Source organism: Pseudomonas zeae (genome assembly GCF_014268485.2).
GTDB classification, from domain to species: Bacteria; Pseudomonadota; Gammaproteobacteria; order Pseudomonadales; family Pseudomonadaceae; genus Aquipseudomonas; species Aquipseudomonas neuropathica.
In genome coordinates this window covers 5,580,548-5,606,704 of record NZ_CP077090.1, presented here as the reverse complement: position 1 = coordinate 5,606,704, position 26,157 = coordinate 5,580,548, and the positions used below count along the sequence as shown (strand labels likewise).

The window sequence follows — 26,157 nt, the reverse complement described above, 5'->3', positions numbered from 1 at the left end:
GGGCTAAGTATTATTCCAATACCAGTACCGTCATAATCGGCGCCAGCTGATTGCTGCCTGCATTTTTATGGCGGCTATGTACGGGCGGACTTCGGTCCGGCCGGAGGTTTTACTGGTCCTTGCCCGGTTTCTCACCCCGTACGTAGCTGCCACCCAATTCGCCGCGTGAGAAACGGTAATTGTTGGCTCCAATCAGTGAGGACTGAGTAAATGACTAAGCCCGTACCCGATCCACCCATCGATCCCACCACCCCACTCGAAGACGCCATCCGCGCCGACGACCAGATCAAAACCCGCGAAGCCATCAAGCGCGCGCTCGATTTCTACCTTTGCCCCGAACCGGTCAAACCGCGTCAGCCCAGTACGATGTTCCTCATTCACCCGAACATCGATACCGAAAGCCTGCTTGCCCACGCCTGCGAATCGCTGGCTTCAGCCAATGTCATGGCCGGTGATCTGGCTGATCAGCTCAGTCGTCCGCAGCGCAGTACGGCGCTGGCGATCCAGCAGATCGTCATGCTCGCCGAGCTGGCGGTAAACCGGGCGCTGGATCGGGTTGATCCGCAGGGTTGAACACCGCGTCATCGTTCATCGCCAGCAGGCTGGCTCCCACAGTTAAAACGCATTCCAATTGTAGGAGTGAGCCTGCTCGCGATGGCGGTATAACGGTCCCAAAAAGGGACCGATCAGTCCCTATTCGGGACCCATTTGCCAACTATGCTTCTCAAGATCCGTCCCAGCACGCGGATAACATGGTGTAGCCCGGGTTCTCTGGGCCGCTCACCCCGGGAGTGTCTTGAAATGAAGCTGAAAACCGCTCTGCCGTATGTGCTTCTCTTGCTTCCACTCACAGCGTTCGCCGCGCCGGCCAGTCAATCCGGTGAGATCCGCTTCACCGGGCAAATCGTTGATTCGGGCTGTCAGGTCGGGCCGGTCGGGGCGTTTGCTGCTCGTGAGTCTCGCCAGATTGAAATCAAGCCCGGCGTGAAAGTCGATGTCGACACTGAGCGCAACGCCTGTAGCCATCAGTCGCTGCCGATTTCCATGCGCTATGAAGCGCTGAAGACCTCGACCGACAAAGGCATCGTCACCATCACCTACCTGTAAACCGTTCGGCGTGCGCTGCAAATCTTCAGGTGCCGAGCCATGGCGCACAGGTATACTGCGCGCCTTCGCGGCTCACTGATCGGGCCCGACTTTTTGCTTTCCGGAGCTTTTATGACTTCCCCGACCCTGCCGCCGGTTGACGACGCTGTGAGCGATGTCTCGGCTGAACTGGCCGATACCAGCGAAACCAAAGCCGATATCCCGGCGTTCAAATTTCCGTTCAAGCCGGGCGAGCTGGCTTCTGCCAAAGGCTCGAACCAGCCGTGGTACAAGAACGGCGCCAAGAACGGCCACACCAAGACCCCGGGCATGGCGCCGCCGGGCACCCGTCGTTCGATGGGCAAGCGCTGAGTTTTATTCGCGCTATCCCATGAAGATCAATCTCCCGGTGACCGGTCGCAACGTCGATGTGGCGCTGGATGAGGGGCGGCAGAGTCAGCGCAACTCCGAGGACGTGGCGGGGTTGGCCGGTGATTTAAGGTTGCTGGCGCGGGAGTTCTGGACGCGGCGGCAGATCCGCGATTGAGATTGTCCGGGCCGGCGTCTTCGCGAGCTTGCTCGCGAAGAGGCCCGGATAGGCGCTTAAGAATCTGGATCAAGCCGCGCGCAGTGAAATAAACGCATACGTCTGCGCCGGTTCAGTCACCACCTGCGCCCCGGCCGCCAGCACTTGCCCGGCCACATCATCCCCGGACACATGAAACACCCACTCACTCGGAGTCGTCGTCAGCGGTTGCGCGGTGACCTGATCAATCACCGAAGCAAAAGCACTCATATTCGGCAAGTACGCAGTAAACCCGTCTCCCTTCAGCGCTGTGGTGCGAATCCCGAGCATCGCGCAGATCGCGTCCTTGATGCCGATGTCATCCCGATCGGCCTGGCGCGAGCGCTGAATCAACTCCACCAGTTCCTGATCCACCAACTCACCGCCGGCAATCAACACCGGCCCCTGCTCCCAGGACTCCGGCGGGCAATCCTTGGCGGCAGGGTTGAGCGGGATATGCGGATTGATTTCTGCCGGATAAATGCGGCACACCAACGGCCGTCGCTCGTAGATCCGGCACAACTTGTCTTCGTCAAGATTCCGACAGGGGCCGACGTTGTACGCGGCGAAAGTGATCGCCACATGGGCGTCTGCCGCGCCGCTGCGAACGAGCGCTGAGCGCCGTTCGGCATGTTCCCGCTGCTGCGCCGGCAAACCCAGGCCATTACCGAGAAATGCCTCCACCAGCACGATCACCTGACCGCCATCCGCCGCCCACATGCGGGCTTCGGTCAGGGTCAGCGGGACATGGTGATCGGTGCAGCATTTGCCGCAGCCTACGCAGGAAAACGTCGTATTCATTGAGCGATCTGTCTTCAATCAGGGTGTGAAACGGTGGCGGAAAACCACCGCACAGAACTGGATCGAAGCAAGTTATGCGCCATTCACTTGGTTTTAACGGGCGGGCGGATCGAATCCCACTCGCTGACGAAGGCGGTTTTCGACTGTTTGTTGTACAGACACAGTTCGGTGCCTTGCTGACCTTTCATGTGTTTTTGCGGGTATTGGCCTTGCAGCAACACGGCGGTGTAGCCGACGCGGTCATCGAATTGTGCGGGCGTGCCGACGGGTTTGGCGTTTTTCAGGCTGCTGGCCTTGGTGCAACTGGCGAGTACGGTTTTGTCGTAGGCGGCCCAGGCGTCGGGGCTGGAGGCGTGCGCCTGGGAGGTTAGGGCGGTGAGGCAGAGCAGGCTTAAGGTGATGGCTTTCATGGGGGGAATCCTTGGTCGTGGGGGGCCAAGGTTGGAGTGCGCCTGAGAAGGGAAGTTGCCTGTGCTGGCCTCTTCGCGAGCAGGCTCGCAGTTTGAAATGCATTCCAGGGTGGGAGCGAGCCTGCTCGCGAAGACGGTCGATCAGTCCGGCACCAGCTCGCGGCGGACCACATACATCCCGGCACTTTCATACAAGCACTGCGCCCGCTGGTTGTCCTCCAGCACTTTCAGATCAACAAACCCTTCACGGCGCTGCTGAAACACCTTGAATGCATTGAACAGCAACGCCCGGCCTAATCCTCGGCCCTGCATGCGCGGATGCACCACCAGATTCTTGATATACGAGCTGGTCCAGCATTGCGCCACGCCGACCACGCCTTCGCCATCACGGGCAATCAAACACAGGCTCGGATCGTATTCAGGATCGGTTTCGAACTGCTGCTGCCAAACGTCCAGCGCCGGCACCCGGCCACCACCTTCGCGGTAGCCGAGTTGCATCAAGTCATGCACGTCCGCCGCCAGTTCGACGGAGTACGTACACAGTTCAATGCCTTGAGGCCAAAGCGCATCCGGCGCGTCCTTGCCCAGATCGCGCCGCATCAAAAAACAATACCTCTGGGCCAAGACTCAGTGCCCGTGGGCGGCGACGTGTTTGGCCGCTTCGATCAGGCAGTGGGTCAGTTCCGGCGAGGAGAACTTGGTCAGCACGCCGTTCGCCCCGGCCAGGCGCGCTTTTTCGCTGTTCATCGCGCTGTCGAGCGAGGTGTGCAGCAGCACGTACAAATGGGCGAAGTCCGGAGTCTCGCGCAGGGTGCGGGTGAAGGCGTAACCGTCCATTTCGGACATTTCGATGTCGGAGACGATCAGGTTGATCTGCTGAGCCGTGCCTTGCAGGTCGAGCAGGCAGTCGATGGCTTCCTTGGCGCTGCGTGCGGTGTGGCATTGCAGGCCGAGGTTGCGCAGGGTGTGCACCGATTGCTGCAGCGCCACCTGGCTGTCGTCGACCACTAGAATCCGTGCGTTGCCGAGCACTTCGGCGTCTTCCATGCTCAGGTCGGTCGGGGCCATTTCGATCTGTGCCGGGGCGATGCTGTGGATAACCTTTTCGATGTCCAGCACCTGCACCAGTGTGCCGTCCACCGAGGTCACGCCGGTGATGTAGGCGCGCGAACCGCCGGAACCGAACGGCGGCGGTTTGATGTCGGTGGTCAGACAGTGGACGATTTTGCTCACCGCTTGTACATGCAGGCCCTGCTTGGAGCGGCTCACGTCGGTGACGATCAGGCAGCCGCCGTTCGGGTCTTCCAGCGGGCGTTCGCCGATGGCGCGGCTGAGGTCGATCACCGACAGCGAGGCGCCGCGCAGGGTGGCGATGCCTTTCACGTGCGGGTGCGACTCCGGCAGTTTGGTCAGCGGCGGGCAGGGGATGATTTCACTGACTTTCAGCAGGTTGATCGCCATCAGCTTGCCACTGCGCAAGGTAAACAGCAGAAGCGAAAGTGAGTCTGCGCGGGCTTTGGTGGAGGACATATGAACCTTCTGTGGAAAGGTGGTGGGCGAGGTTGCAAATCGCCAAAAACTATTGATGCCGGGTTATCGGCGTCAAAAGGTTGGGCTTTAGGTTAGTTGTCGGGTGGTCGGCTTGAGTTGATCGCTGTTCTCTCTATCACTGCCCCTCACCCCAGCCCTCTCCCGGAGGTAGAGGGGGCCGACCGAGGTGTCTGGCGTTGTACATCGACCTGAATGACCGAGTCGATTATGGATTCGGTAAAGATCTTTCACGTCGGCGGAATTCTTGAATATCTCCCAATCAGTCCCCTCTCCCAGAGATAGAGGGGGCCGACCGAGGTGTCTGGCGTTGTACATCGACCTGAATGACCGAGTCGATTATGGATTCGGTAAATATCTTTCACGTCGGCGGAATTCTTGAATATCTCCTAATTAGCCCCCTCTTCCAGAGGTAGAGGGGGCCGACCGAGGTGTCTGGCGTTGTACATCGACATGAACGACCGAGTCGATTATGGATTCGGTAAAGATCGATCACGTCGGCGGAATTCTTGAATATCTCCCAATCAGCCCCCTCTTCCAGAGGTAGAGGGGGCCGACCGAGGTGTCTGGCGTTGTACATCGACCTGAATGACCGAGTCGATTATGGATTCGGTAAATATCTTTCACGTCGGCGGAATTCTTCAATATCCCCCAATCAGTCCCCTCTCCCGGAGGGAGAGGGCTAGGGTGAGGGTGTGCTTTTAGCTCTTCATTCCTAACCGCTTGGCCATGCGACCCAGGTTGGCTCTATCCAACCCCAACTCCCGCGCCGCACTCGCCCAGTTATCCTGATTGCGTTCCAGCGCCGCACTGATCAAACGCCGCTGATACTGCTCGGTCGCACTGCGCAGATCCCCGCTGATCAGCGGCATCTCAGCCACAACTCCGGCAACCGCCTCAACCGAGTTATCCACAACCTCGCGCGGCAAATCCAGATCCGCCGCGCTCAAACTGAGAATCTTCGGCCGCACCTTGCAGTTGCCCAGCGCCTTCAACGCACTGCGCCCGATCAAGTGTTCCAGTTCACGCACATTGCCCGGCCACGTGTAGGCGAGCAACGCCTCCTGGGCGTCGCCGTTCAGGCGCAGGCTATTGAGGCCCATGCGTGAACGGTTCTGCTCAAGAAAGAAGCCGCTGAGCAACAACACATCGCGACCGCGCTCACGCAGCGCCGGTACGCGCAGCGGGTACACACTCAGGCGATGGTAGAAGTCGGCGCGATAGCGACCGCTGCGCACCTCTTCGGCCAGGTCGCGGTTGGTCGCGGCAATCAGGCGCACATCGACCTGATGCTCCTTGTCTGAACCCAATCTTTGCAACTGGCCGCTCTGCAAAACGCGGAGCAATTTCGCCTGCACGGTCAGCGATAATTCACCGACTTCATCGAGAAACAACGTACCGCCATTAGCCAGTTCGAACTTGCCACGCCGGTCGCTGGTGGCGCCGGTGAAGGCACCGCGCACGTGGCCGAACAGTTCGCTTTCTACCAGCGTATCCGGCAGGGCGGCGCAGTTGAGGCTGATGATTGGTTTTTCGGCACGGGGCGAGGCGGCGTGAATCGCTTGGGCGACCAGTTCTTTGCCGACGCCGGTTTCCCCGGTAATCAACACCGTCAGATCGCTGCCGCCGACCAGATTGATTTCCTCCACCAGTTTCTTCAGCGCCTTGCTCTGGCCGATCATTTCGCGGTTCTGCTGGCCGCTGGCCTGACGATAAACCTCGGCGCGCTGGTGCTCGTCTTCTGCGCGATTGGCCAGACGTTCTATACGTTCGGCGGCGTTGACCGTGGCCGAGGCGAGGCTGGCGAAGGCTTGCAGGGCGTCGAGTTCGATCGGTTCGAAACGCTCGGGGTCGAGAGCGTCGAGGGTGATCAGGCCCCAGAGTTTTTCATCGACAAATAAAGGGCAGCCGAGGCAATCGTGAACCTCCAGATGCTCGTCGAGTCCGTCGACGAGACCGTCATAAGGATCGGGCAAGTCGCTGTCGGCGGCGAAGCGCGTGGGTCCGGCTCCGCTGAGGAGAATTTCGAAACGCGGGTGCTCGCTGACTTTGAAGCGCCGACCGAGGGTGTCCGTACTTAAACCGTCCACGGCCAGCGGTACCAGCGATTCACCGTCGAGACGCAACAACGCCGCTGCATCGCAGGGCAGCAGGGCGCGCATGGCTTCGAGCAGGCGTCGATAACGCTCGCCCTCGGGCAGTTCGCGGGACAAATCGGAAACTAAGGGCAGCAGGGCGGTGAGCAGGGATTTGGCGGTCATGGTCTTGTAGTCAAAGAGACAAGATGTAGTCGGGATGACTATAAAGGCCTTTGGGTCGTTATGACTACATAGTTATTAAGTTATTGATTTATATCAAAAAATAAATTGGCACGGAATCTGATAACCCTAAGGTAACTTTTCAAAGAAGCTCAGGAGTCAACCTTATGCTTAGCGTTCAGGATCGTGCCATCGTCAAATCCACCGTGCCTCTGCTGGAAAGCGGCGGTGAAGCGCTGATCACGCACTTCTACCGCATGATGCTCGCCGAATACCCTGAAGTCCGCCCGCTGTTCAACCAGGCGCACCAGGCCAGCGGTGATCAACCGCGCGCCTTGGCCAACGGCGTGTTGATGTACGCGCGGCACATCGATCAGCTCGACCAGTTGGGTGATCTGGTGGCGAAGATCATCAACAAGCACGTGGCTCTGCAGATCCTCCCGGAACACTACCCGATTGTCGGTGCCTGTCTGCTCCGCGCTATTTCCGAAGTGCTCGGCGAAGAGATTGCCACGCCAGAAGTGATGAGCGCCTGGGGTGCGGCTTACGGCCAATTGGCGGACATTCTGATCGGGGCCGAAACCGCGATCTACGACCAGAAGGAACAAGCCGTCGGCGGCTGGCGCGGAGCGCGTGAATTCATCGTCGCGGCCAGGGTCGAGGAGAGCGCGGAAATCATTTCGTTCTACTTTGAGCCGGCAGACAAAGGCCCGATTCTCGCGGCCGAACCGGGTCAGTACATCGGCATGAAGCTGATCCTCGATGGCGAAGAAATCCGCCGCAACTACTCGCTGTCGGCACTGGCGAACAACGGTCAGTACCGCATCAGCGTCAAACGCGAACCGGGCGGCCGTGCCTCCAATCACTTGCACGATCAACTGCAGGTCGGCGCCAGCATTCAACTGTTCCCGCCATCGGGTGAGTTCACTTTGACCGCGAGCGACAAGCCGTTGGTGTTGATCAGCGGCGGCGTCGGCATCACGCCAACTCTGGCGATGCTTGAAGCCGCGCTGGAAACCGAGCGTCCGGTGCACTTTATCCACTGCGCGCGCAATGGCAGCGTGCATGCGTTCCGCGACTGGATTGATGAACTGGCTGAACGTCATCCGCAACTCAAGCGCTTTTACTGCTACGCCGAAGATGACGGTGTGAGTCCGGCGGCGGACAAGGTCGGGATCCTGGATCAGGCACAGCTTGGCGAGTGGTTGCCGCAGCAACGTGATGTCGATGCGTACTTCCTTGGACCGAAGGGCTTCATGGGCGCGATCAAGCGCCATCTGAAAGCGCTGGGTGTGCCGGAGAAACAAAGCCGTTATGAGTTCTTCGGGCCGGCTGCGGCTTTGGAATAATTCAGAACCGAGTTGCCTTCATTCGCGAGCAGGCTCGCTCCCACAGGATTTGTGTACAACGCAGATCCAATGTGGGAGCGAGCCTGCTCGCGAAGGCCGTTACGCGGTACTGATTCTTAAAAAGTGTTTAAAGGTTAATCGTTTCTTAACCGGTTTATCGTTTATTCCCCGATGCTGATGATAGGCGCTCGTTCGTTTACATGATCAGGATCGCCCCCCATGTCGCACTTCACCTTCGCCCGTCGTTTCAGTTTGGCCGCCATCGGTCTTTCGGCTGCGTTGCTGGCCAGCCCGTTTGCCTTTGCCGAATCAGCCCTGATAAAACCGCAGACCCTGATCGTCGATCAGAGCCTGCCCAAGGCGCAGGTTGAAGCCATGCAACTGGCTGCGCAGCGTTACGGCAGTTTCTGGAATTCCGGTGAGGAGGCGTTGGCCACGGCGGCGTTGTCGCCGCAGTTTGTCGACCAGACTCCGCCCGAAGGTCGGGTACAGGGGCCGACCGGGCCGTTGCTGGCGTCGACGTTCTTTCGCACGGCGGTGCCGGACTTGAGTTGCGATATCGAGCAAATGATCATCGCCGGTGATCGCGTGGTGGTGCATCTGCACTTTCGCGGGCACTTCAGCGGTACGTTCAACGCTCTCAAAGGGCAGGGCCAGCGTGTAGACTTCCGGGCAACCGATATCTATCAGATCGACAACGGTCGCATCGCGGCCAATTGGCATATCGAAGACAACATCAGCTTGATGGCGCAACTGCACGCGCAGCCGCCGGCCAGCTGAACCATGGACATATAAAGGAAACGCGATGAGCGAGGAAACGATTCGACTGGGACGTGAGCGGCGCTTTCTGGTGCTGCTGGGCATTATCTGCCTGGCGCTGATCGGTGGTGCGCTGTACATGCAAATCGTGCTCGGCGAAGCGCCGTGCCCACTGTGCATCTTGCAGCGCTATGCGTTGCTGCTGATCGCGCTGTTTGCGTTCATCGGCGCGGCCATGCGCAGCCGTCGCAGCATCACCGTGTTCGAAGTGCTGGTGGTGATTTGCGCGCTTGCCGGGGCGGCTGTGGCCGGGCATCACGTGTACACCCAGTTCTATCCGGCGGTGAGTTGCGGCATCGATGTGCTGCAACCGATTGTCGATGATCTGCCGTTGGCGAAGATCTTCCCGCTGGGCTTCCAGGTCGACGGTTTCTGCTCGACGCCGTACCCGCCGATCCTTGGCTTGTCGTTGGCACAATGGGCACTGGTGGCGTTCGTGCTGGTGGTGATCCTGGTGCCGCTGCTGACCTCGCGTAACCGAAAAGCACTGCGCTGAGTCAACTAATCGGCTGTCTGGCCGATACAGAAAACGCCTCGATTTGCGGATCAGCCAATCGGGGCGTTTTGCTTTTCACGGTGTTTGTGAAAACACCGTGACGGGTGGCAAGGAAGGGTGTGGCAAGTGTGCGACATGTTGTCACACGCGCCATGTCGCAGGGCCATTGAGTGACGCGGAATCGGCCGTTGTTACAAAAAAGGATTGGTCAGTTTCCGGGTTTTTCGGCTTTAGCACGCGAGTGCCAGAGCAGGCAGTTTTAACAAGCGCGGGTATATGGCCAAAAGCCTTGGGTTATCGGGCTTTGCGCTGTTCCAGCGTTCGGAAATAGCCTTCGGAGCTGTCTGAACTGACGCGGGTACACCTACATTTTTTGGTGTTTTTGTTGAGAATCTATTTCGATAACATGTGGAACTTTTGCAAAAATGGCGATGCATTGTTGCTCGAACGGATAAAAATTATTTCGGGATAAGACATGGTGTATAGGGCGCTACCTATCTACAATCGCCCGCACTGAATTCCCGGCACTGTTCAGCCTTTATTAAGGAACGCTTTTTTATTAAGGCGCTGCGCAGAAAGTCGGGTGTCGAGTGAGTCGAAAGGCTTTCAAGACACCCAGGTGTCGGTGCCTTCCAACTTTCCGCACCAAATGGAATTGGTCTGTAACAAGGCCTTTGACCACGAATTCGAATAAGAACTGACCGCTGTCCCAGGTTTTGTCGAGCGTCTGACGCGCGACGGGCGGCCCTTATTCAATCCAAAGAAAATGCCAACCCTTGGCAGGGTGAAGTGTTGGCGATCAAAACCCAACTGCATTGCGCAAGCTGCTTTAGAGGTCGTGAGATGAGTAAAAACAGGTACCCCAGATTACTAGGCCTAGTGCCGCTGCTCGGCACGTTGTTGCTGGGAGGCTGCAACATGACCTTGCTCAATCCAACGGGCCAGGTTGGCCTGGAACAGCGAAACCTGATCATCACCGCGACCCTGCTGATGCTGTTGGTCGTTGTGCCGGTTATCGTCATGACCTTCCTGTTCGCCTGGAAGTACCGCGCGTCGAACAAGAACGCCGTCTACACCCCGAAATGGTCGCACTCGACCAAAATCGAAGTGGCAGTCTGGACCATCCCGGTCCTGATCATCATTGCCCTGGGTTACATCACCTACATTTCGACCCACGAACTGGACCCGTATCGTCCGATTCAATCCGACGTCAAGCCAGTGACCATCGAAGTCGTTGCGCTGGACTGGAAGTGGCTGTTCATCTACCCGGAACAAGGCATCGCCACGGTCAACAAGATCGTGTTCCCGGCGCACACGCCAATCAACTTCAAGATCACCTCTGACGCTGTGATGAACTCGTTCTTCATCCCGGGTCTGGGCGGCCAGATCTACGCGATGGCGGGCATGCAGACCAAGCTGCACCTGATCGCTGACCGCAACGCTGAAATGGACGGTATCTCCGCCAACTACAGCGGCGCGGGTTTCACCGGTATGAAATTCAAGGCTATCTCCACCACTCAGGAAGATTTCGACGCCTGGGTAAGTGAAGTCAAGAAGTCACCTAAACAGCTTGATCAAGCTGAATACGCGGCCCTTGCCAAACCGAGCCAGAACAACCCAGTCGAGCTCTACTCCTCGGTCACGCCGAACCAGTTCCAGATCATCGTCGACAAGTACGAAGGTATGAAGCCGGGCAAGCCGCTGAAGCACGAGAAGAAAGAGAAAGAAGTGGCGGCCACGGAAATTGACTCGAGTTCGCATTCAGCTGCCGGGGCAGAGGAGTAAACGATGTTTGGTAAATTAAGTTGGGAAGCAGTCCCATTCCACGAGCCGATCGTGATGGTGACCATCGCCATGATCGCCCTCGGTGGTCTGGCGCTGTTCGCTGCAATCACCTACTTCAAGAAGTGGACCTACTTGTGGACCGAGTGGTTGACCTCGGTCGACCACAAGAAAATCGGCGTGATGTACATCATCGTCGCCATGGTCATGCTGCTGCGCGGTTTTGCCGACGCCATCATGATGCGTACCCAGTTGGCCATGGCCACCGAGGGTTCGCCTGGCTACCTGCCACCTGAACACTATGACCAGATCTTCACCGCTCACGGTGTGATCATGATCATCTTCATGGCGATGCCATTCTTCACCGGCCTGATGAACCTTGCAGTGCCGCTGCAGATCGGCGCGCGTGACGTTGCGTTCCCGTTCCTGAACTCCCTGAGCTTCTGGCTGCTGGTATCCGGCGTAGTGCTGATCAACCTGTCCCTGGGCGTCGGCGAATTCGCCAAGACCGGTTGGGTTGCCTATCCACCATTGTCGGGTCTGCAATACAGCCCTGGCGTGGGCATGGACTACTACATCTGGGCGCTACAGCTATCCGGGTTAGGTACGACGCTAACGGGGGTTAACTTCCTCGCGACCGTACTGAAAATGCGTACCCCTGGCATGAAACTGATGGACATGCCGATCTTCACCTGGACCTGCACCTGGGCAAACGTTCTGATCGTGGCTTCGTTCCCGATCCTGACCGCTACCCTGGCATTGCTGACCCTTGACCGTTACATGGATTTCCACATTTTCACCAATGAACTTGGTGGCAATCCAATGATGTACGTCAACCTGTTCTGGGCGTGGGGCCACCCTGAGGTTTACATCCTGATCCTGCCGGCATTCGGCATCTTCTCGGAAGTGATCTCGGCGTTCACCGGCAAGAAACTGTTCGGCCACCACTCGATGATCTACGCCTCGGGCGCGATCTCGGTACTGGGCTTCATGGTTTGGCTGCACCACTTCTTCACCATGGGTTCGGGTGCCAGCGTCAACGCCTTCTTCGGTCTGGCGACGATGCTGATTTCCATCCCGACGGGTGTGAAGCTATTCAACTGGCTGTTCACCATCTACCAGGGCCGTCTGCGCTTCACCAGCCAGGTTCTGTGGACTCTGGGCTTCATGGTGACCTTCGCCATCGGCGGCATGACCGGCGTACTGCTGGCCATCCCGGGTGCTGACTTCGTTCTGCACAACAGCCTGTTCGTGATCGCGCACTTCCACAACGTGATCATCGGCGGTGCGGTATTCGGTTACATCGCTGGTTTCGCGTTCTACTTCCCGAAAGCGTTCGGCTTCAAGCTGCACGAAGGCTGGGGTAAAGCAGCGTTCTGGTTCTGGATCTCGGGCTTCTTCGTCGCGTTCATGCCGCTCTATGCACTGGGCTTCATGGGCATGACCCGTCGTCTGAACGCCACCACCAACCCTGAGTGGGTACCGTACCTGTACGTTGCCATGTTCGGTGCGGTGATGATCGCTGTGGGTATTGCCTGCCAGCTGATCCAGCTCTATGTGAGCGTGCGTGACCGTAACAAGCCAGAGAACGTTTGCGATCACGGTGACCCGTGGAATGCACACACTCTGGAATGGTCGACCTCGTCGCCACCTCCGTTCTACAACTTTGCTGTGCTGCCTAAGGCTGACTGCATCGACCCGTTCACCGAAGCCAAGGAAAACGGTACTGCGTACCAGCGTCCGGCCAAGTACGAGCCGATCCACATGCCGAACAACACCGCCACTGGCGTGGTGATGGGCGCACTGTTGACCGTCTTCGGTTTCGCGATGATCTGGCACATCTGGTGGTTGGCAATCGCCAGCCTGGCCGGCACCGTCATCTACTTCGTGATCCACGCTGCACGTGACGACCAGGGCTATATGGTTCCGGTTGAAACGATCGAGCGTATCGAAGCCGAGCAGCACAAGCGTCTGGTCGCGGCAGGGAAAATCCCGGCCGGTGCCACCCGTGTTGAAACCTCGTTGGAACAGGCTTAAACCATGTCGAACTTAGTGACCAATGTTGGACACGCCCATGGTGACCATGGGCACGATGACCATCACCACGACTCGGGCGAGATGACCGTATACGGTTTCTGGCTCTACCTGATGACCGACTGCATTCTGTTTGCGTCGATCTTCGCGGTGTACGCAGTACTGGTAAACAACGTAGCCGGTGGCCCGTCGGGCCACGACATCTTCGAACTGCCATACGTGCTGGGCGAAACCGCTCTGCTGTTGTTCAGTTCGATCACCTACGGCTTCGCCATGCTGGCGTTGTTCAAAGGCAAGAAGCAGCAGGTTCTGGGTTGGTTGTTCATGACCTTCCTGCTCGGTGCAGGCTTTATCGCCATGGAGATCAACGAGTTCCACCTGCTGATCTCCGAGGGCTTCGGTCCTAGCCGTTCGGGCTTCCTGTCCGCGTTCTTCACCCTGGTCGGTACCCACGGTCTGCACGTTTCGGCGGGTCTGATCTGGATGGGCATCATGATGTACCAGGTCAACAAGCACGGCCTGACGGCGACCAACAAGACCCGTCTGAGCTGCCTGAGCCTGTTCTGGCACTTCCTGGACGTGGTGTGGATCTGCGTATTCACCGTTGTTTACCTGATGGGGACTCTGTAATGGCTAATGCACACTCCCATGACAGCCATGATGCTGGCCACGGCAGCGTAAAGTCGTACGCCATTGGCTTCATCCTGTCGGTGATCCTGACCGTGATTCCTTTCGGTCTGGTGATGTACCCGAGCCTGCCGAAAGCCACCACGCTGGCAATCGTTCTGCTGTTCGCAGTGATCCAGGTGATCGTTCACCTGTATTACTTCCTGCACCTGGACCGTTCCATTGCTCAGCGTAACAACGTGATTGCATTCGTCTTTACGGCGATCGTGATCGTGCTGCTGGTTGGCCTGTCGTTGTGGATCATGTTCAGCATCCACACCTACATGATGGCGAAGTGAGGTAAGACCCGATGTCGCTCAAGCACTTTATCCAAATCACCAAACCGGGGATCATTTTCGGTAACGTGCTTTCTGTGGCAGGCGGGTTTTTCCTGGCCTCGAAAGGGCATGTGGATCTGGCGGTGTTTCTGGCTGCCATGATCGGTACATCCCTGGTTGTTGCCTCCGGTTGCGTGTTCAACAACTGCATCGACCGCGACATCGACCTGAAGATGGAACGCACTAAAAACCGGGTGCTGGTGCAGGGCTTGATCTCCCTGAAACTGGCCCTGGTCTACGCGACCATCCTTGGTGTTCTCGGCGTTGCGTTGTTGTACAAGGTGGCCAACCCGTTGGCCGCTTTGTTCGCGGTGATCGGTTTCATCATCTACGTCGGCTTCTACAGCCTGTACCTCAAGCGCAAGTCGGTTCACGGCACGCTGGTGGGCAGTCTGTCGGGCGCCATGCCGCCAGTGATCGGTTACGTTGCCGTAACCAACAGCTTCGACATGGCTGCGCTGACGTTGCTGGTGATGTTCAGCCTGTGGCAGATGCCGCATTCCTACGCCATCGCGATCTTCCGCTTCAACGATTACCTGGCCGCATCGATTCCGGTGTTGCCAGTGAAGCGCGGGATTCAAGTGGCCAAGAAGCACATCCTGCTCTACATCCTGGCGTTCCTCGTAGCGACCTTGATGCTGACCTTCAGCGGTTACGCTGGCATGAGCTATCTCGCGGTGGCTGCGGCCATGGGCATGTACTGGTTGTACATGGCCTGGACCGGCTACAAGGCAGTGGATGACACGGTCTGGGCACGCAAGCTGTTCGTGTTCTCGATCTTCACCATCACTGCGTTGAGCGTCATGATGTCCCTGGACTTCAAGGTGCCTGCAGAGCTGCTGTTGACGTACGCGCCGTAAGGCTCAAAGGCTTGAAGAAAAACCCCGCACATTGAGAGATGTGCGGGGTTTTTTGTTTATCTGGAGCCGGATTTGTTGATAGTCTGTCTGTAGGCGATTTGCCTATAGTTTGCACATGCGAACCGTATTCTTTGAAACAACGATATTTACCACAAGCGTTGGTCAGTACCTGACAGACGATGAGTACCGAGAACTGCAGGCTTATATGCAGGGCAATCCGTTGGCAGGCGATGTGATGCCCCGAACGGGTGGATTCAGAAAACTACGCTGGGCTGATGCTCGACGTGGCAAGGGCCGACGAGGCGGCTTGCGGGTCATCTATTATTGGCTTATGAATGATGGTCAGTTCTGGATGTTTGCAATTTACGACAAAGATGAGCTTGAGAATCTGACTGCCGAGCAAGAAAAGGCGCTCAAAAAAGCCATAGATAAAGAGTTGAAAACACGAGGTACCCCATGAAAAAACGCGACCTGTTTGCAGAGTTGATGCAGGGCGTTGATGAGATGGCGGCTCAACGCGAAGGAAAAATTACCCTGCGCAATACAGTGCTTGAGGACAAACCAGTCCCGGAAGTCGGAGCCCAAGAAATCGTGGCTTTGAGAGAAAAGTTACATATGTCTCAAGCCGTCTTTGCCAAGCGAATCAGGGCGAGTCCCAGCACTCTGAGAAACTGGGAGCAGGAAAAGTCAAAGCCAAATGCTCAAGCTGCTTTGTTGATCCGTTTGGTTGAAAAATTCCCTGACATGGTTGACCGCCTGAGCGCCGTTTAACGACAAAGTCATTTCAATTTAAAGTCCCATTACTTCGAAAGAGGTGTGGGGCTTTTGTTTTCCGTGACTGCGGGTTGCGGCGCAGTAACAAACCCCCTAGATTTGGATCCAAACATGACAGTGATAGCTCCTTGCCATTCGCGGTTGCCCATCTGTCTTAACCTGCGGTTCTTCATGCACTGATCAAAAGGCTGGGCGAAATGACTGAGAGGATGACCTGCGACGAGCGTTTTATTGCCCTGGCCCAAGAGCTGAACTACGACATTTATGGTGAGAACACCGCCGGCGGCAATTACGCGCCGCTGATCCGCCATCATGATGAGCTGTACATCAGCGGCATGGTGCCGCGCACTAACGGCAAGATTCAGTATCCGGGGCGTGTCGGCCTGGAGTTGACCCTCAAGGATGCGCAAGCCGCTGCGAGCATCAGTGCGATGCGTTGTCTGGCGCTGATTGTTGATGCGGTGGGTTCGCTGGACAAGATCAAGGCGTTGTTGCGGGTGACAGTGTATGTGAAGTCGACGCCGGACTTCGTTGACCTGAGTGAAGTGGCCAACGGTGCGTCGGACGTGTTCAGTCATGTGCTCGGCGATGCCGGACGGCACACGCGCACCACAGTTGGCGTGTATCAGTTACCGAAGAACGCAGCGATTGAAGTGGACATGATTGTAGCGTTGCACCCTTCGGCTTGAGGTTGGTTTAGCGGCTTGCCCTCACTGTAGAGACCGGTACATCCTTTACAAATTAGACCGGGGACATCGTTTACACCTTTACAGGCTTGAAACGCGTTTGGCGCCTCTTTCAAGCCTGCCTAAACAGTGGCTGCAAAGGTACAGTTCCCAAGCGTCATCAGCCACTTCCTTCAACGCGATGTCCTCTCCAATTAGAGCCTCTCCTAGAAAAATCAGCTGTCCTTTCCATTTAATTTCCCCATTTGACCGAACCTTACGTACTTCAACATCGGAACCGTATTCAAGCGCAGGCAAGTAACCGGGATAAGCGCGTATCGACGGGCGATAGACAGATGCCGGCGGTTTCATGCCCAGCGCGGTGTGCGGTCGGTGGTGGTTGAAGTCTTGGATGAAATCCTGAAAAGCCAGCTGCTGGCGCACCAGGTTTTCCGCCGGTGGCACTGCTGCCTTTAGCGTTCGATGCATCCGTTCATGTCGACCATTTTGGTCGGGACGGCCAGGTGTAATCGTTTCGACATGATTCCGAGCCTGATGAACCAAACCGATAACTTCGAAAGTCGCGCCAGACCTGTCGACGCAAAAGGAGCGCCATTATCAGTGCGGATCACATCCGGCAGCCCATATTCTCGAAAAGCCCACTCGAAGCCTTCCCGCGTCGGCGCTCCGTGCGTACTGGGCAAAGCGCGACAGACGAATAAAAAGCGGCTCATCTGATCGGTAATGGTCAGCGGATAGCACCAATTACCGTCCTGCATTTTGAACTGCCCTTTGTAATCAGCACACCAAGTCTGGTTGGGCGCGTCGACCGGACGTAAATGTGTTGGAGCACGGGGACGCGGGGGATAGGGCCGTCGTGCCACCACAAACCAGCTTTCTTCAACCACTCCCCGGCGGTACTCGCCGCCGGCCATTGGATATGCGGATCGGAATCGCGCAGGCGACCAATGATCTGCTTGGGTCCCCGATCGGGATGTTCGTTTTTCTTGGCCAGCAACTTGGCGATGATTTCATCGGAAGTTTGGTGAGGGCAATTCAGCGGCTTACGCGACTGCTCTTTCAAGCCATCCACGCCCAACGCTGCATACCGTTCCAGCCACTTGTCGATGGTTGGACGACTGACGCCATACCGCCGGCTTAATTGGCTTTTGGTGTAGCTGCCGCTGAGCCAATCGCTAATTAACTTCACTCGTTGATCCATTGGGGACTCTTGTTTCCAGGGCATGGTCAGCACCTCCTGACCATGATTGATACCTGTAAACCATGTCCCCGGTCTCAAACGTAAAGGATGTACCCGGTCTTTACCCACCCTAACCCTCTCCCTCGGGAGAGGGGACTGACCGAGGTGTCTTCCGCTATACGTCGACCTGAGAGACCGAGGCGATAGTGGATTCGGCACAGCACTTTCATTTCGGTGTACTTCTACAATATCCCCAAATCGGCTCCCTCTCCCTCGGGAGAGGGGACTGACCGAGGTGTGTTGCGCTATACATCGACCTGAGAGATTGAGGCGATTGTGGATTCGGCGCAGTACTTTCATTTCGGTGCATCTCTTGAATATCTCCCGATCGGCTCCCTCTCCCCCGGGAGAGGGCTGGGCGGGCTGATCTGGCTTAATGATTCTGGACACCCCTAAAGGGCGTTAATCTACGCCCAACGAAGAGGTGTGATTTGACCAGAAGATATTTTTCGACAGATTTCAAACGGGATGCGGCTTGCCTGGTTTTGGATAAAGACTATTCGGTGAGTGAAGCCTGCGAAGCAATGGGCGTGGGCCCTACAGCTCTGCGCCGCTGGGTTGAGCAACTGCGTGCGGAGCGCAGCGGCAAGACGCCTGAGAAGTCCAAGGCCATGACCGTTGACCAACAACGCATCCAGGAACTGGAAGCAACAATTCGACGGATTGAGCGCGAGAAGGAAATTTTAAAAAAGGCTACAGCTCTCTTGATGTCGGATTCCCTCGATCGGTAAGGCTGGTCGAGGAGTTAAGCGAGCAATATCCAAGATCCGAGTTGTGTGGCGTGTTTGGTATCAACCGCAGCAGTTATTACGAGCGTCTGAAACAGCGGGCGAAAGTGCATGTCGGACGCGATCGCCTAAAGATCAAGGCTGCCGAATTACATGAGCAAAGTCGCGGCTCAATGGGCGCGCGCAGCCTGTCAAAAGCGCTGTGTAACGAAAAAGAGTCGGTAGGTCGTTACATGGCTCGTAGCCTGATGCGCGAGCTCGGTTTGAAGAGCCAGCAACGGCGCAGGCATCGGTACAAACCCAGCGGTGCGGAGGCGCAATACGCCCCAAATCATTTGGAGCGTAAATTCAATGTCGAGGCCCCCAATCGAGTGTGTGGTGTGGCGACGTGACTTACATTTGGGCCGGTACTTTACTGGGTTTATCTGGCTGCTGTACTTGATCTGCATGCCCGCCGCATCGTCGGCTGGGCGATGTCCAGAAGTCCGGATTCAGCTCTGACCTGTCGAGCGTTAAAGATGGCTTTCGAGTCGCGAGGACGCCCTGAAAACCTAATGTTCCATTCGGATCAGGGTTGCCATTACAGCAGCAAAATGTTCCGTGAAACGCTGTCGGAGATGCGGATAAAACAAAGCATGAGTCGACGAGGAAACTGCTGGGATAACGCCCCGATGGAGCGTTTCTTTGGCAGTTTGAAATCTGAATGGATACCCAAGGCTGGCTACCGAAACGAAGATGAGGCCAGTACCGATGTGTTGCGCTACCTGACCCATTATTACAATCGGATCAGGCTGCACAGTCACAACGGATATCGGACTCCGGTAGCAATGGAAGCCTTGGCAGCATGAGAAATGACCTAAACCCTATAACCGTGTCCAGTATCGTTTGACCAGATCAGGCGGCGTTCCGATGAGGGGCGAGGATTTTCGCCTCCTCACGAATCCCAAGCCGGACAACAAAAAGCCCCGCACTGAATCTCAGTGCGGGGCTTTTTCGTACAGCGGCTGCGCTATTACTGCGCGGCGATGCTGTACCCATCAAATGCAGTCTGCTGTTGCAGCGCGGTGATGATGTTCTTGCGGTTTACCGCCTGCTCGGTGCCGGCGTTGTCGAGGAACGTTTCGCTTTCCAGCTCCGCTTCTTCGCCTTCACCGACGAAGGTGAAACCGAGGAACTCCAGCGCTGCACGGTCAACGTTCAGGCGTGAGCGTGGCGTGCGCAGTGGCAAGGTCACGCTGATGCCGTCCTTGCTGATGGTGAAGATTTCGACTTCTTTCTTCTTCGCCGCTTTGCTCTTGCCGCCGCTCGGGTTGCTGATCGCCTGGTGGGTCTGGTTCAGCACTTTCAGCGCGAGGCCATAAACGATTTCCTGGAACGCCGGATCGTCCTTGAAGCTGGACAGAATGCGGCCGATCGAGAACTTGCTGCTGAGGTCTTCAAGAGCAGCGAGGTCGGCGGCTTCGGCGTCTTTCAGCGCCTTGAGTTCGCCCATCAGCTCGTAGGCCTTGTCGTCATCGAAGCTGTCGTGAGCCTGACGGATCGCCGCGCGCAGCTCGCGGATCTGGTCGCTTTCGCGGGTCGACTGGAACGCGTCCAGGACCATCTCGCTGATGATTTTGGCTTGTGGCAGGTGTTGTGAAAGATTGATGGAGTTTTCGTATTCCGCTTTGGACGATTCGGTGACTACGGATTCAGCGGTGTTGAAATCGGACATTGAAATTTCACTACTTTTTAACTTGAGTGGAGATGAGAAAGCCGCGGGCTTTTTCAGGCCGACTAATTTAGGGGAGCGGGGCGGCGTTGTCACGGAGCAACGGGCCGGCGGTCTCAACTATTTGCCGGGGCAGTTCAAATTCATTGAACGCATCATCCACTGTTCGGCGGTTTGCTGATCCGTCGGTAGCGAGAAGCGGAACGTCGCGCCGCGCTCGCTGACCTCCAGCAATTGAATGTCTCGCCCATGCAATTGCAGGATGCGGTGCACGATACGCAGGCCCAATCCCCCGTCACGCCGTGCGCCACCGATATTGAACGGGCGCAGGAACAGGCCTTCGCGCAACTCGGGAGCGATGCCGGGGCCGGTGTCACTGACCGTCACGTCGACCAAAGCCCCTTGGGGTTTCAGATCGAACTCGATCTCGCCGCCCTGAGGTGTATGCCGTAAAGCATTGTCCACCAGATTGGTCAGCACTCGTTCGATCAACCCGAGGTCGGCGCAGACCGTTGGCAGGTTCGGCACAAAATGGGCCTTGAGTTCGACCTGCCGCGCTTCCGCCGTCAGTTCGAATTTCTGGAAGATGTCCTGCACCAGATCGATAAGCGAAAAACGCTCCAGCACCGGTTGTACAAAGCCGTGTTCCAGTCGCACCAGTTCCAGCAGCGATTGCGCCAGACCGCCGACCTTGCGGCTCTGATCCAGAGCGATGCCGAGATAGCGGCGGCGTTCTTCGGCCGACAGCGTGGCGTCTTTCAATTGCAGGGTTTCCAGATAACCGTGCAGCGAAGCCAGCGGAGTGCGCAAGTCATGGGAAATATTCGCTACCAACTCGCGGCGCTCCTGATCCTGTCGCGTAAGCGAGCGCCATTGTTCGCCGAGGCGATTTTGCATTTGCCGGAACGCTGCATCGAGCAGGGCGATTTCGTCCGGATCGGCGGTTTTATCCACAGGTGTCGTGAGGCGCTGAGGTGACGGCGCCCCGTCAATGTCGAAGCGGCTGACGGTTTCGGTCAATCTGCGCAGTGGCCGGGTGATCAGATTGAATGCTGTCAGGCCGGCGATCAGGCACAACAAAGCGACCAGTCCGATTGAAAGCAATGCGGTGTTGAGTGCGGCGCTGGTGGCGCCTCGCTCGGCATAGCGATCATGAGCTTCGCTCAGCAGGACTACGTACAGATAGCCGGCGGCTTTGCCATTGACCTGCAATGGCGCGGCGCTGAACACCTTGCGCCCATCAACACTGCGCGGGTCATCGCCGAGGATCGGCAACGGCCCGTCATTGAGCAGTTGGCGAATCGGCACCAGATCGATCTGCTGGCGGCGTATCCGCCCTTCGGGCGCAGCACTTCCGACAATCCGTCCCTCGGTGTCGAGCAGGTAAACCTCGACACTTGGGTTGACCAGCATCAACTGGCTGAACAGTTCGCGCACGGCACCGGGCATCAGACCGTTGCTGTCCATCAGCACCGTGTCGTGGGCGATGTGTTGTGCCAGATCTCGTGACAGGCCTTGTACCACCTCCAGCTCATGCATGTGACTTGAGCGCACCTGCAGCCATGCCGATGTGCCGCAGCACACCAACAGCAGCACGGCGAATACCACGGACAGGCGCTGCGTCAGGGTCAGTTTCATGGCTGCTCGGTACCGAATTTATAGCCGCGACCCCACACGGTGAGGATGCGAGAGGGCTGGGCCGGGTCTTTTTCGATCTTCGCCCGCAGGCGATTGATGTGGGTGTTGACCGTGTGTTCGTAACCTTCGTGGCTGTAGCCCCAGACCGCATTGAGCAGATCCATGCGCGAGAAAACCTTGCCCGGTTGGCGGGCGAAGAAATACAACAGGTCGAACTCCCGTGGCGTGAGGTCCATACGCTGAGCGTCGAGGCTGACTTCGCGGGTGATCGGATCGATGGTCAGGCCATCGAGGCTCAAACTGCCGGCGTCCATCTTCAGGTTGCGTGCCATGGCATCGACACGACGCAGCAGGGCTTTGACCCGAGCCACCAGCTCGAGCATCGAAAACGGCTTGGCAAGGTAATCGTCGGCGCCCAGTTCCAGACCAAGGATGCGGTGCAATTCGCTGGAGCGGGCGCTGGTGATGATAATCGGTGTGTAACGCGCCATCGCCCGGGCACGGCGGCAGATTTCCAGACCGTCGACCCCCGGCAGCATCAGGTCGAGGATGAGTGCATCCCAGTGACCTTGCTGCAGCAGGCGCATGCCCTCGTCGCCGTCGGCGCTGTGTGTGACCTCGAATTGTTCGTCCCGCAGATGCAGGCAAATCAGGTCGGCGATGTGTTGGTCATCCTCGACCACAAGGATGCGTTTGGTCTGTTCCATGAAGCTCAATCCTTCGGCGCGATAAGCGCATTGTGCGGGTTTTCCTCCGGGCGAGTTATCACGAATTCGTTAACTCCCCGTGAGGATTTGGCGATCAATCCAAGCCTAGGCTGTGTTCCATGAAGGGCATCTGGAATTTTTGGAGACGGCCATGTTTTCACGGCGGCAGATTCTGTTAGCGGGCGGCGGGCTGGGGGTTGCAGCCCTGGTCGCGGGTGTATTGCCAAAATTGTCGACTGCCACGGCAGTGATCAGCGAGGCCCATGCGGACGAGGCGTTCGAAGTGACGCACAGCGACAGTGAATGGCACTCGATCCTGAGCGACGAGCAATACCAGATCCTGCGTGAGGAAGGCACCGAACGGGCCTACACCAGCGCGCTTAACAACGAACACCGCACTGGCACGTTTGCCTGCGCCGGCTGCGATCTGGCGCTGTTTTCATCCTCGACCAAATTCGACAGTCGCACCGGCTGGCCGAGTTTCTGGGCACCACTGGAACACGCGGTGGCGACACGTCAGGACCGCTCGTTCGGCATGTCCCGCGACGAAGTTCACTGTCGCCGCTGCGGCGGTCATCTGGGTCATGTTTTCGATGACGGTCCCAAGCCCACCGGCCTGCGCTACTGCATGAACGGCCTGGCGATGACCTTCCAGGCCGTGGCGGCTTGAGTCATGACCCGCTCGCGATCTTCACTTCAGACAGGACGAATTTATGTGGCTCTTGGTTCTCGCTTATCTCGGTGGTGTGCTGACGATCGTCAGCCCGTGCATCCTGCCGGTGCTGCCTTTTGTCTTCGCTCGCACCGGTCAGCCGTTTATCAAAAGTGGCTTGCCGCTGCTGGCGGGGATGGCGGTGACCTTTGCGCTCGTCGCCTCATTGGCAGCGGTGGGCGGCGGTTGGGTGGTGCAAGTCAATCAGTACGGGCGCTGGCTCGCGTTGCTGTTCGTTGCCCTGTTCGGGCTGACCTTGCTGCTGCCGCGTGTAGCCGAGCGTCTGACCCGGCCGCTGGTGTCGGCCGGCAGTCGTCTGTCGGAGGCCGCCGGGCAGGACAATCGCCCGCATCCCGGCGCTTCGTTTCTGATCGGGGTCGCGACGGGGCTGCTGTGGGCACCTTGCGCCGGGCCGATCCTGGGGCTGATTCTGACCGGCGCCGCGTTGCAAGGGGCAAGCATCGCCACCACGCTGTTGTTGCTCGCCTACGCGGCGGGTGCCGCCACCTCGTTGGCCGCGGCGCTGTTGCTCGGCGGTAAGGTTTTTGCGCTGATGAAGCGCTCGATCGGTACCGGTGAGTGGATTCGTCGTGGTCTCGGCGCCTTGATGTTGGCCGGCGTCGCGGCCATTGCACTGGGGCTCGATACCGGGGTTCTCGCACGGTTATCGACGGCGTCTACCGGAGGTCTGGAACAGGCGTTGGTCGGCAAGCTTTCGACCCGTTCTGCCCGCGCAAACGGCACGATGATGACGCAGGTTCCCGCTGAGGAAGGCGCTGCGAACGGCAGCATGATGGCCGCTGGCGGTGCGATGAAAATGGCCGCGAAGGCGCCGGGGACTTTACCGGTCGAGGGTCAGTTGCCGCCGCTTGATGGCGCCGTGCAATGGCTCAATTCACCGCCGTTGGATGTTCAGGCATTGAAAGGCAAAGTGGTACTGGTGGATTTCTGGACCTACTCCTGCATCAACTGTCTGCGCACTTTGCCGTACGTCAAAGCCTGGGCTGAGAAATATCGCGATCAAGGTCTCGTAGTAATCGGTGTACACGCACCGGAGTTCGCCTTCGAACGTGATGTGGGCAACGTCACCAAAGCCATGAAAGAACTGGGTATCAACTACCCGGTCGCCATCGATAACGACTACAGGATCTGGCGTGCTTTCAACAACGAATATTGGCCGGCACATTACTTTGCCGACGCTCAGGGACGGATTCGTTACCACCATTTTGGCGAAGGGGACTACGCCGAGTCGGAACGCGTCATACAACAGATGCTGCGTGAAGCAGGTGCGAAAACCGTGGCCGATGGTTTGATCGACACAGATGCCAAGGGCGTGCAACTGGCGCCGGACATGAATGAAGTGCAGTCGCCGGAAACCTATGTCGGCTACCAACGTGCGGAACATTTCGTACCGGAAACCGGCCTCGTGCCTGACAAGGTCGCATCCTATAACCCGCCAGCCAAACTGACCCTGAATGACTGGAGCCTCGGCGGCCAATGGTCGGTGGGTGCTGAGCGCGCCACGGCCAGTGCGCCGGCCAGTCGCATCGTTTATCGCTTCCATGCCCGCGACTTGCATCTGGTGCTCGGCCCGGCAGCGGACGGCAAACCTGTGCGCTTCAAGGTGATGATCGATGGCCAGATTCCGGGCAAGGCCCATGGCGTCGATGTCGCTCCTGACGGCACTGGCCATGTGACCGAACAACGCTTGTATCAACTGGTGCGGCAAAACGAAGGCGTGCAGGACCGAACCTTCACCATCGAATTTCTCGACCCGGGCGTATCGGCTTACGCCTTTACCTTCGGTTGATCAGGAGTCATTGAAATGAAAATTACGTGGCGTCGTATGTTGTTGGGAGTCGCGGTGGCCGGCGTGATTGGCCAGGTTTCAGCGTTCTCTTTCGGGGGCGAGGATGCTGTGCTGATTCCGCCACCAACTCTTGATGAAGTGACCCAGGCGCACAGCGAAACCGCAGTGTTCGCCGGTGGTTGCTTCTGGGGTGTGCAGGGTGTTTTCCAGCATGTCAAAGGCGTGCAGAAAGCGGTTTCCGGCTATGCCGGAGGCGCGGCCAATACGGCGGAATATGAGCGTGTCAGCGAAGGCGATACCGGCCACGCAGAATCCGTGCAGGTCACCTTCGACCCGACTCAGGTGAGCTATGGCAGCCTGTTACAGATCTACTTCTCGGTGGCCCATAACCCGACAGAACTCAATCGCCAAGGCCCGGACAGCGGCACGCAATATCGCTCGGCACTGTTCCCGGTCAACGCCGAGCAGCAGAAGGTCGCGCAGGCCTACATCGCCCAACTGGATGCGGCTCATGCCTACAGCAAACCCATCGTCACCAAACTGGAAAGCTACAACGGCTTCTATCCGGCAGAGGACTACCACCAGGATTTCCTGACCGAGCATCCGAGCTATCCCTACATCGTGATCAACGACATGCCGAAGGTGGCGAATCTGAAGCAGGTGTTCGCGCAGCGTTATCAGGAAAAACCGGTGTTGGTGAAAGACGGGTCTTGATCAAGGCTCGTTATTGAGCCTCGGTCGCTCCATGGCAATCACTGACGTCTCGAAACCCAAGCTGGCAAAAAATGCCTCGGCTCCTTCTCGCCCGGCACGCAGTACCCAGGTGATATCGGGGTTATCGCCCATGACATGTTTAACCAGTCTGCGGCCAATGCCTGCGCGCCGATGCTGGCCATCGACCATGACCATCGAAAGATAACCGTTGCTCAAACCATCGCTGATGCCTCGGGCGAAGCCGACGACCTGGGTTTCGTGCAGGGCAATCACCGTGCGTTGAGAGTTCTGGATGAGTTGCGCGAAATGCTCGCTGGAACCGGTTCGGTGAGCCCAGCCGTTTTGGCCGAGGAACAGTCGTACCGGCTCCACTTCGTCAGGCCGCAGGTCGCGTACGCTCAGATTGTTATTCATCTACGGTTCGA

General features: G+C 57.6%; 27 protein-coding genes and 2 pseudogenes. 19 read left to right on the top strand and 10 right to left on the bottom strand.

Annotated features, from left to right (window positions below; genetic code table 11):
• Nucleotides 1-210: 210 nt before the first annotated feature.
• From HU754_RS24680 to HU754_RS24665, 4 genes are all read left to right on the top strand, one after another.
• Nucleotides 211-573: a DUF6124 family protein gene (locus HU754_RS24680; RefSeq protein ID WP_093430677.1), complete on the top strand. Its 363-nt coding sequence runs from the start codon at nucleotides 211-213 to the stop codon at nucleotides 571-573.
• A gap of 228 nt (nucleotides 574-801) precedes the next feature.
• Nucleotides 802-1,107 (top strand): type 1 fimbrial protein, encoded by a 306-nt coding sequence (locus tag HU754_RS24675; protein WP_186625695.1) that lies wholly within the window; start codon nucleotides 802-804, stop codon nucleotides 1,105-1,107.
• A gap of 111 nt (nucleotides 1,108-1,218) precedes the next feature.
• On the top strand, nucleotides 1,219-1,458 hold the full coding sequence (locus HU754_RS24670) for a hypothetical protein (protein ID WP_038362870.1): 240 nt from the start codon (nucleotides 1,219-1,221) through the stop codon (nucleotides 1,456-1,458).
• A 19-nt stretch (nucleotides 1,459-1,477) separates the two neighbouring features.
• Nucleotides 1,478-1,633 carry a hypothetical protein gene (locus HU754_RS24665; protein ID WP_186625703.1) on the top strand — a complete coding sequence of 52 codons (156 nt, stop codon included), beginning with the start codon at nucleotides 1,478-1,480 and terminating at the stop codon, nucleotides 1,631-1,633.
• Between the two features lie 69 nt (nucleotides 1,634-1,702).
• Here HU754_RS24665 and HU754_RS24660 read toward each other — a convergent pair whose 3' ends face one another.
• The 5 genes from HU754_RS24660 to norR all read right to left on the bottom strand — a co-directional run bounded on the left by HU754_RS24660 (nucleotide 1,703) and on the right by norR (nucleotide 6,671).
• Nucleotides 1,703-2,452, bottom strand: coding sequence for a YkgJ family cysteine cluster protein (locus tag HU754_RS24660; RefSeq protein ID WP_186625696.1), 750 nt, complete (start codon nucleotides 2,450-2,452; stop codon nucleotides 1,703-1,705).
• A gap of 83 nt (nucleotides 2,453-2,535) precedes the next feature.
• Nucleotides 2,536-2,862, bottom strand: a complete 327-nt coding sequence (locus HU754_RS24655; RefSeq protein ID WP_186625697.1) for a hypothetical protein — start codon at nucleotides 2,860-2,862, stop codon at nucleotides 2,536-2,538.
• A 141-nt stretch (nucleotides 2,863-3,003) separates the two neighbouring features.
• On the bottom strand, nucleotides 3,004-3,462 hold the full coding sequence (locus HU754_RS24650; protein WP_186625701.1) for a GNAT family N-acetyltransferase: 459 nt from the start codon (nucleotides 3,460-3,462) through the stop codon (nucleotides 3,004-3,006).
• Between the two features lie 27 nt (nucleotides 3,463-3,489).
• On the bottom strand, nucleotides 3,490-4,392 hold the full coding sequence (locus tag HU754_RS24645) for a chemotaxis protein CheV (RefSeq protein WP_038362880.1): 903 nt from the start codon (nucleotides 4,390-4,392) through the stop codon (nucleotides 3,490-3,492).
• A gap of 719 nt (nucleotides 4,393-5,111) precedes the next feature.
• The gene (gene norR / locus HU754_RS24640) at nucleotides 5,112-6,671 is read right to left on the bottom strand and encodes a nitric oxide reductase transcriptional regulator NorR (protein WP_186625628.1); all 1,560 of its coding nucleotides are present in this window, start codon (nucleotides 6,669-6,671) and stop codon (nucleotides 5,112-5,114) included.
• Nucleotides 6,672-6,835: 164 nt separating this feature from the next.
• On the opposite strand from norR, the gene hmpA reads away from it, so the two are divergent.
• The 11 genes from hmpA to HU754_RS24585 all read left to right on the top strand — a co-directional run bounded on the left by hmpA (nucleotide 6,836) and on the right by HU754_RS24585 (nucleotide 16,475).
• Complete coding sequence (gene hmpA / locus HU754_RS24635; protein WP_186625630.1) at nucleotides 6,836-8,017, top strand: NO-inducible flavohemoprotein; 1,182 nt, start codon at nucleotides 6,836-6,838, stop codon at nucleotides 8,015-8,017.
• Nucleotides 8,018-8,236: 219 nt separating this feature from the next.
• Nucleotides 8,237-8,797 (top strand): ester cyclase, encoded by a 561-nt coding sequence (locus tag HU754_RS24630; RefSeq protein WP_186625632.1) that lies wholly within the window; start codon nucleotides 8,237-8,239, stop codon nucleotides 8,795-8,797.
• A 25-nt stretch (nucleotides 8,798-8,822) separates the two neighbouring features.
• Entirely contained in the window at nucleotides 8,823-9,332 is a 510-nt protein-coding gene (locus HU754_RS24625; protein ID WP_160059334.1) for a disulfide bond formation protein B, read from the top strand.
• Between the two features lie 843 nt (nucleotides 9,333-10,175).
• The gene (gene cyoA / locus HU754_RS24620) at nucleotides 10,176-11,117 is read left to right on the top strand and encodes a ubiquinol oxidase subunit II (RefSeq protein ID WP_007916947.1); all 942 of its coding nucleotides are present in this window, start codon (nucleotides 10,176-10,178) and stop codon (nucleotides 11,115-11,117) included.
• Between the two features lie 3 nt (nucleotides 11,118-11,120).
• Nucleotides 11,121-13,151, top strand: a complete 2,031-nt coding sequence (cyoB, locus tag HU754_RS24615; protein WP_007916945.1) for a cytochrome o ubiquinol oxidase subunit I — start codon at nucleotides 11,121-11,123, stop codon at nucleotides 13,149-13,151.
• A 3-nt stretch (nucleotides 13,152-13,154) separates the two neighbouring features.
• Nucleotides 13,155-13,778 (top strand): cytochrome o ubiquinol oxidase subunit III, encoded by a 624-nt coding sequence (gene cyoC / locus HU754_RS24610; RefSeq protein WP_034156084.1) that lies wholly within the window; start codon nucleotides 13,155-13,157, stop codon nucleotides 13,776-13,778.
• On the top strand, nucleotides 13,778-14,113 hold the full coding sequence (cyoD, locus tag HU754_RS24605; protein ID WP_007916940.1) for a cytochrome o ubiquinol oxidase subunit IV: 336 nt from the start codon (nucleotides 13,778-13,780) through the stop codon (nucleotides 14,111-14,113). The genes cyoC and cyoD overlap by 1 nt, the downstream gene beginning before the upstream one ends.
• Nucleotides 14,114-14,124: 11 nt before the next feature.
• Complete coding sequence (cyoE, locus tag HU754_RS24600) at nucleotides 14,125-15,012, top strand: heme o synthase (protein WP_007916939.1); 888 nt, start codon at nucleotides 14,125-14,127, stop codon at nucleotides 15,010-15,012.
• 115 nt (nucleotides 15,013-15,127) lie between these two features.
• The gene (locus HU754_RS24595) at nucleotides 15,128-15,472 is read left to right on the top strand and encodes a toxin (RefSeq protein WP_127929688.1); all 345 of its coding nucleotides are present in this window, start codon (nucleotides 15,128-15,130) and stop codon (nucleotides 15,470-15,472) included.
• The gene (locus HU754_RS24590; protein ID WP_127929687.1) at nucleotides 15,469-15,783 is read left to right on the top strand and encodes a helix-turn-helix domain-containing protein; all 315 of its coding nucleotides are present in this window, start codon (nucleotides 15,469-15,471) and stop codon (nucleotides 15,781-15,783) included. The genes HU754_RS24595 and HU754_RS24590 overlap by 4 nt, the downstream gene beginning before the upstream one ends.
• 200 nt (nucleotides 15,784-15,983) lie before the next feature.
• The gene (locus HU754_RS24585; RefSeq protein WP_007916938.1) at nucleotides 15,984-16,475 is read left to right on the top strand and encodes a RidA family protein; all 492 of its coding nucleotides are present in this window, start codon (nucleotides 15,984-15,986) and stop codon (nucleotides 16,473-16,475) included.
• 78 nt (nucleotides 16,476-16,553) lie between these two features.
• Here HU754_RS24585 and HU754_RS29890 read toward each other — a convergent pair.
• Nucleotides 16,554-17,697, bottom strand: a pseudogene (locus HU754_RS29890) (integrase core domain-containing protein).
• A 446-nt stretch (nucleotides 17,698-18,143) separates the two neighbouring features.
• On the opposite strand from HU754_RS29890, the pseudogene HU754_RS24575 reads away from it, so the two are divergent.
• A pseudogene (locus HU754_RS24575) lies at nucleotides 18,144-19,288 on the top strand (IS3 family transposase).
• A gap of 164 nt (nucleotides 19,289-19,452) precedes the next feature.
• Here the strand turns inward: HU754_RS24575 and HU754_RS24570 are convergent.
• From HU754_RS24570 to HU754_RS24560, 3 genes are all read right to left on the bottom strand, one after another.
• Entirely contained in the window at nucleotides 19,453-20,154 is a 702-nt protein-coding gene (locus HU754_RS24570) for a hypothetical protein (RefSeq protein ID WP_110721302.1), read from the bottom strand.
• 117 nt (nucleotides 20,155-20,271) lie between these two features.
• Nucleotides 20,272-21,789, bottom strand: coding sequence for a sensor histidine kinase (locus HU754_RS24565; protein WP_093430670.1), 1,518 nt, complete (start codon nucleotides 21,787-21,789; stop codon nucleotides 20,272-20,274).
• A complete protein-coding gene (locus HU754_RS24560; protein ID WP_093430669.1) occupies nucleotides 21,786-22,496 on the bottom strand; it encodes a response regulator transcription factor in 711 nt (236 codons plus the stop codon). Before HU754_RS24560 ends, HU754_RS24565 begins: the two co-directional genes overlap by 4 nt.
• A gap of 151 nt (nucleotides 22,497-22,647) precedes the next feature.
• Between HU754_RS24560 and msrB the strand changes: the two genes are divergently transcribed.
• The 3 genes from msrB to msrA are packed head-to-tail and all read left to right on the top strand — an operon-like array spanning nucleotide 22,648 to nucleotide 25,732.
• Nucleotides 22,648-23,166 (top strand): peptide-methionine (R)-S-oxide reductase MsrB, encoded by a 519-nt coding sequence (msrB, locus tag HU754_RS24555; protein ID WP_186624478.1) that lies wholly within the window; start codon nucleotides 22,648-22,650, stop codon nucleotides 23,164-23,166.
• 43 nt (nucleotides 23,167-23,209) lie between these two features.
• Nucleotides 23,210-25,018 (top strand): cytochrome c biogenesis protein DipZ, encoded by a 1,809-nt coding sequence (locus HU754_RS24550; protein ID WP_186624479.1) that lies wholly within the window; start codon nucleotides 23,210-23,212, stop codon nucleotides 25,016-25,018.
• A 15-nt stretch (nucleotides 25,019-25,033) separates the two neighbouring features.
• Nucleotides 25,034-25,732 (top strand): peptide-methionine (S)-S-oxide reductase MsrA, encoded by a 699-nt coding sequence (gene msrA, locus HU754_RS24545; RefSeq protein ID WP_186624480.1) that lies wholly within the window; start codon nucleotides 25,034-25,036, stop codon nucleotides 25,730-25,732.
• Here the strand turns inward: msrA and HU754_RS24540 are convergent, their stop codons facing one another.
• Nucleotides 25,733-26,146 carry a GNAT family N-acetyltransferase gene (locus HU754_RS24540; RefSeq protein WP_186624481.1) on the bottom strand — a complete coding sequence of 138 codons (414 nt, stop codon included), beginning with the start codon at nucleotides 26,144-26,146 and terminating at the stop codon, nucleotides 25,733-25,735. It lies immediately after the preceding gene.
• Between the last annotated feature and the right edge of the window lie 11 nt (nucleotides 26,147-26,157).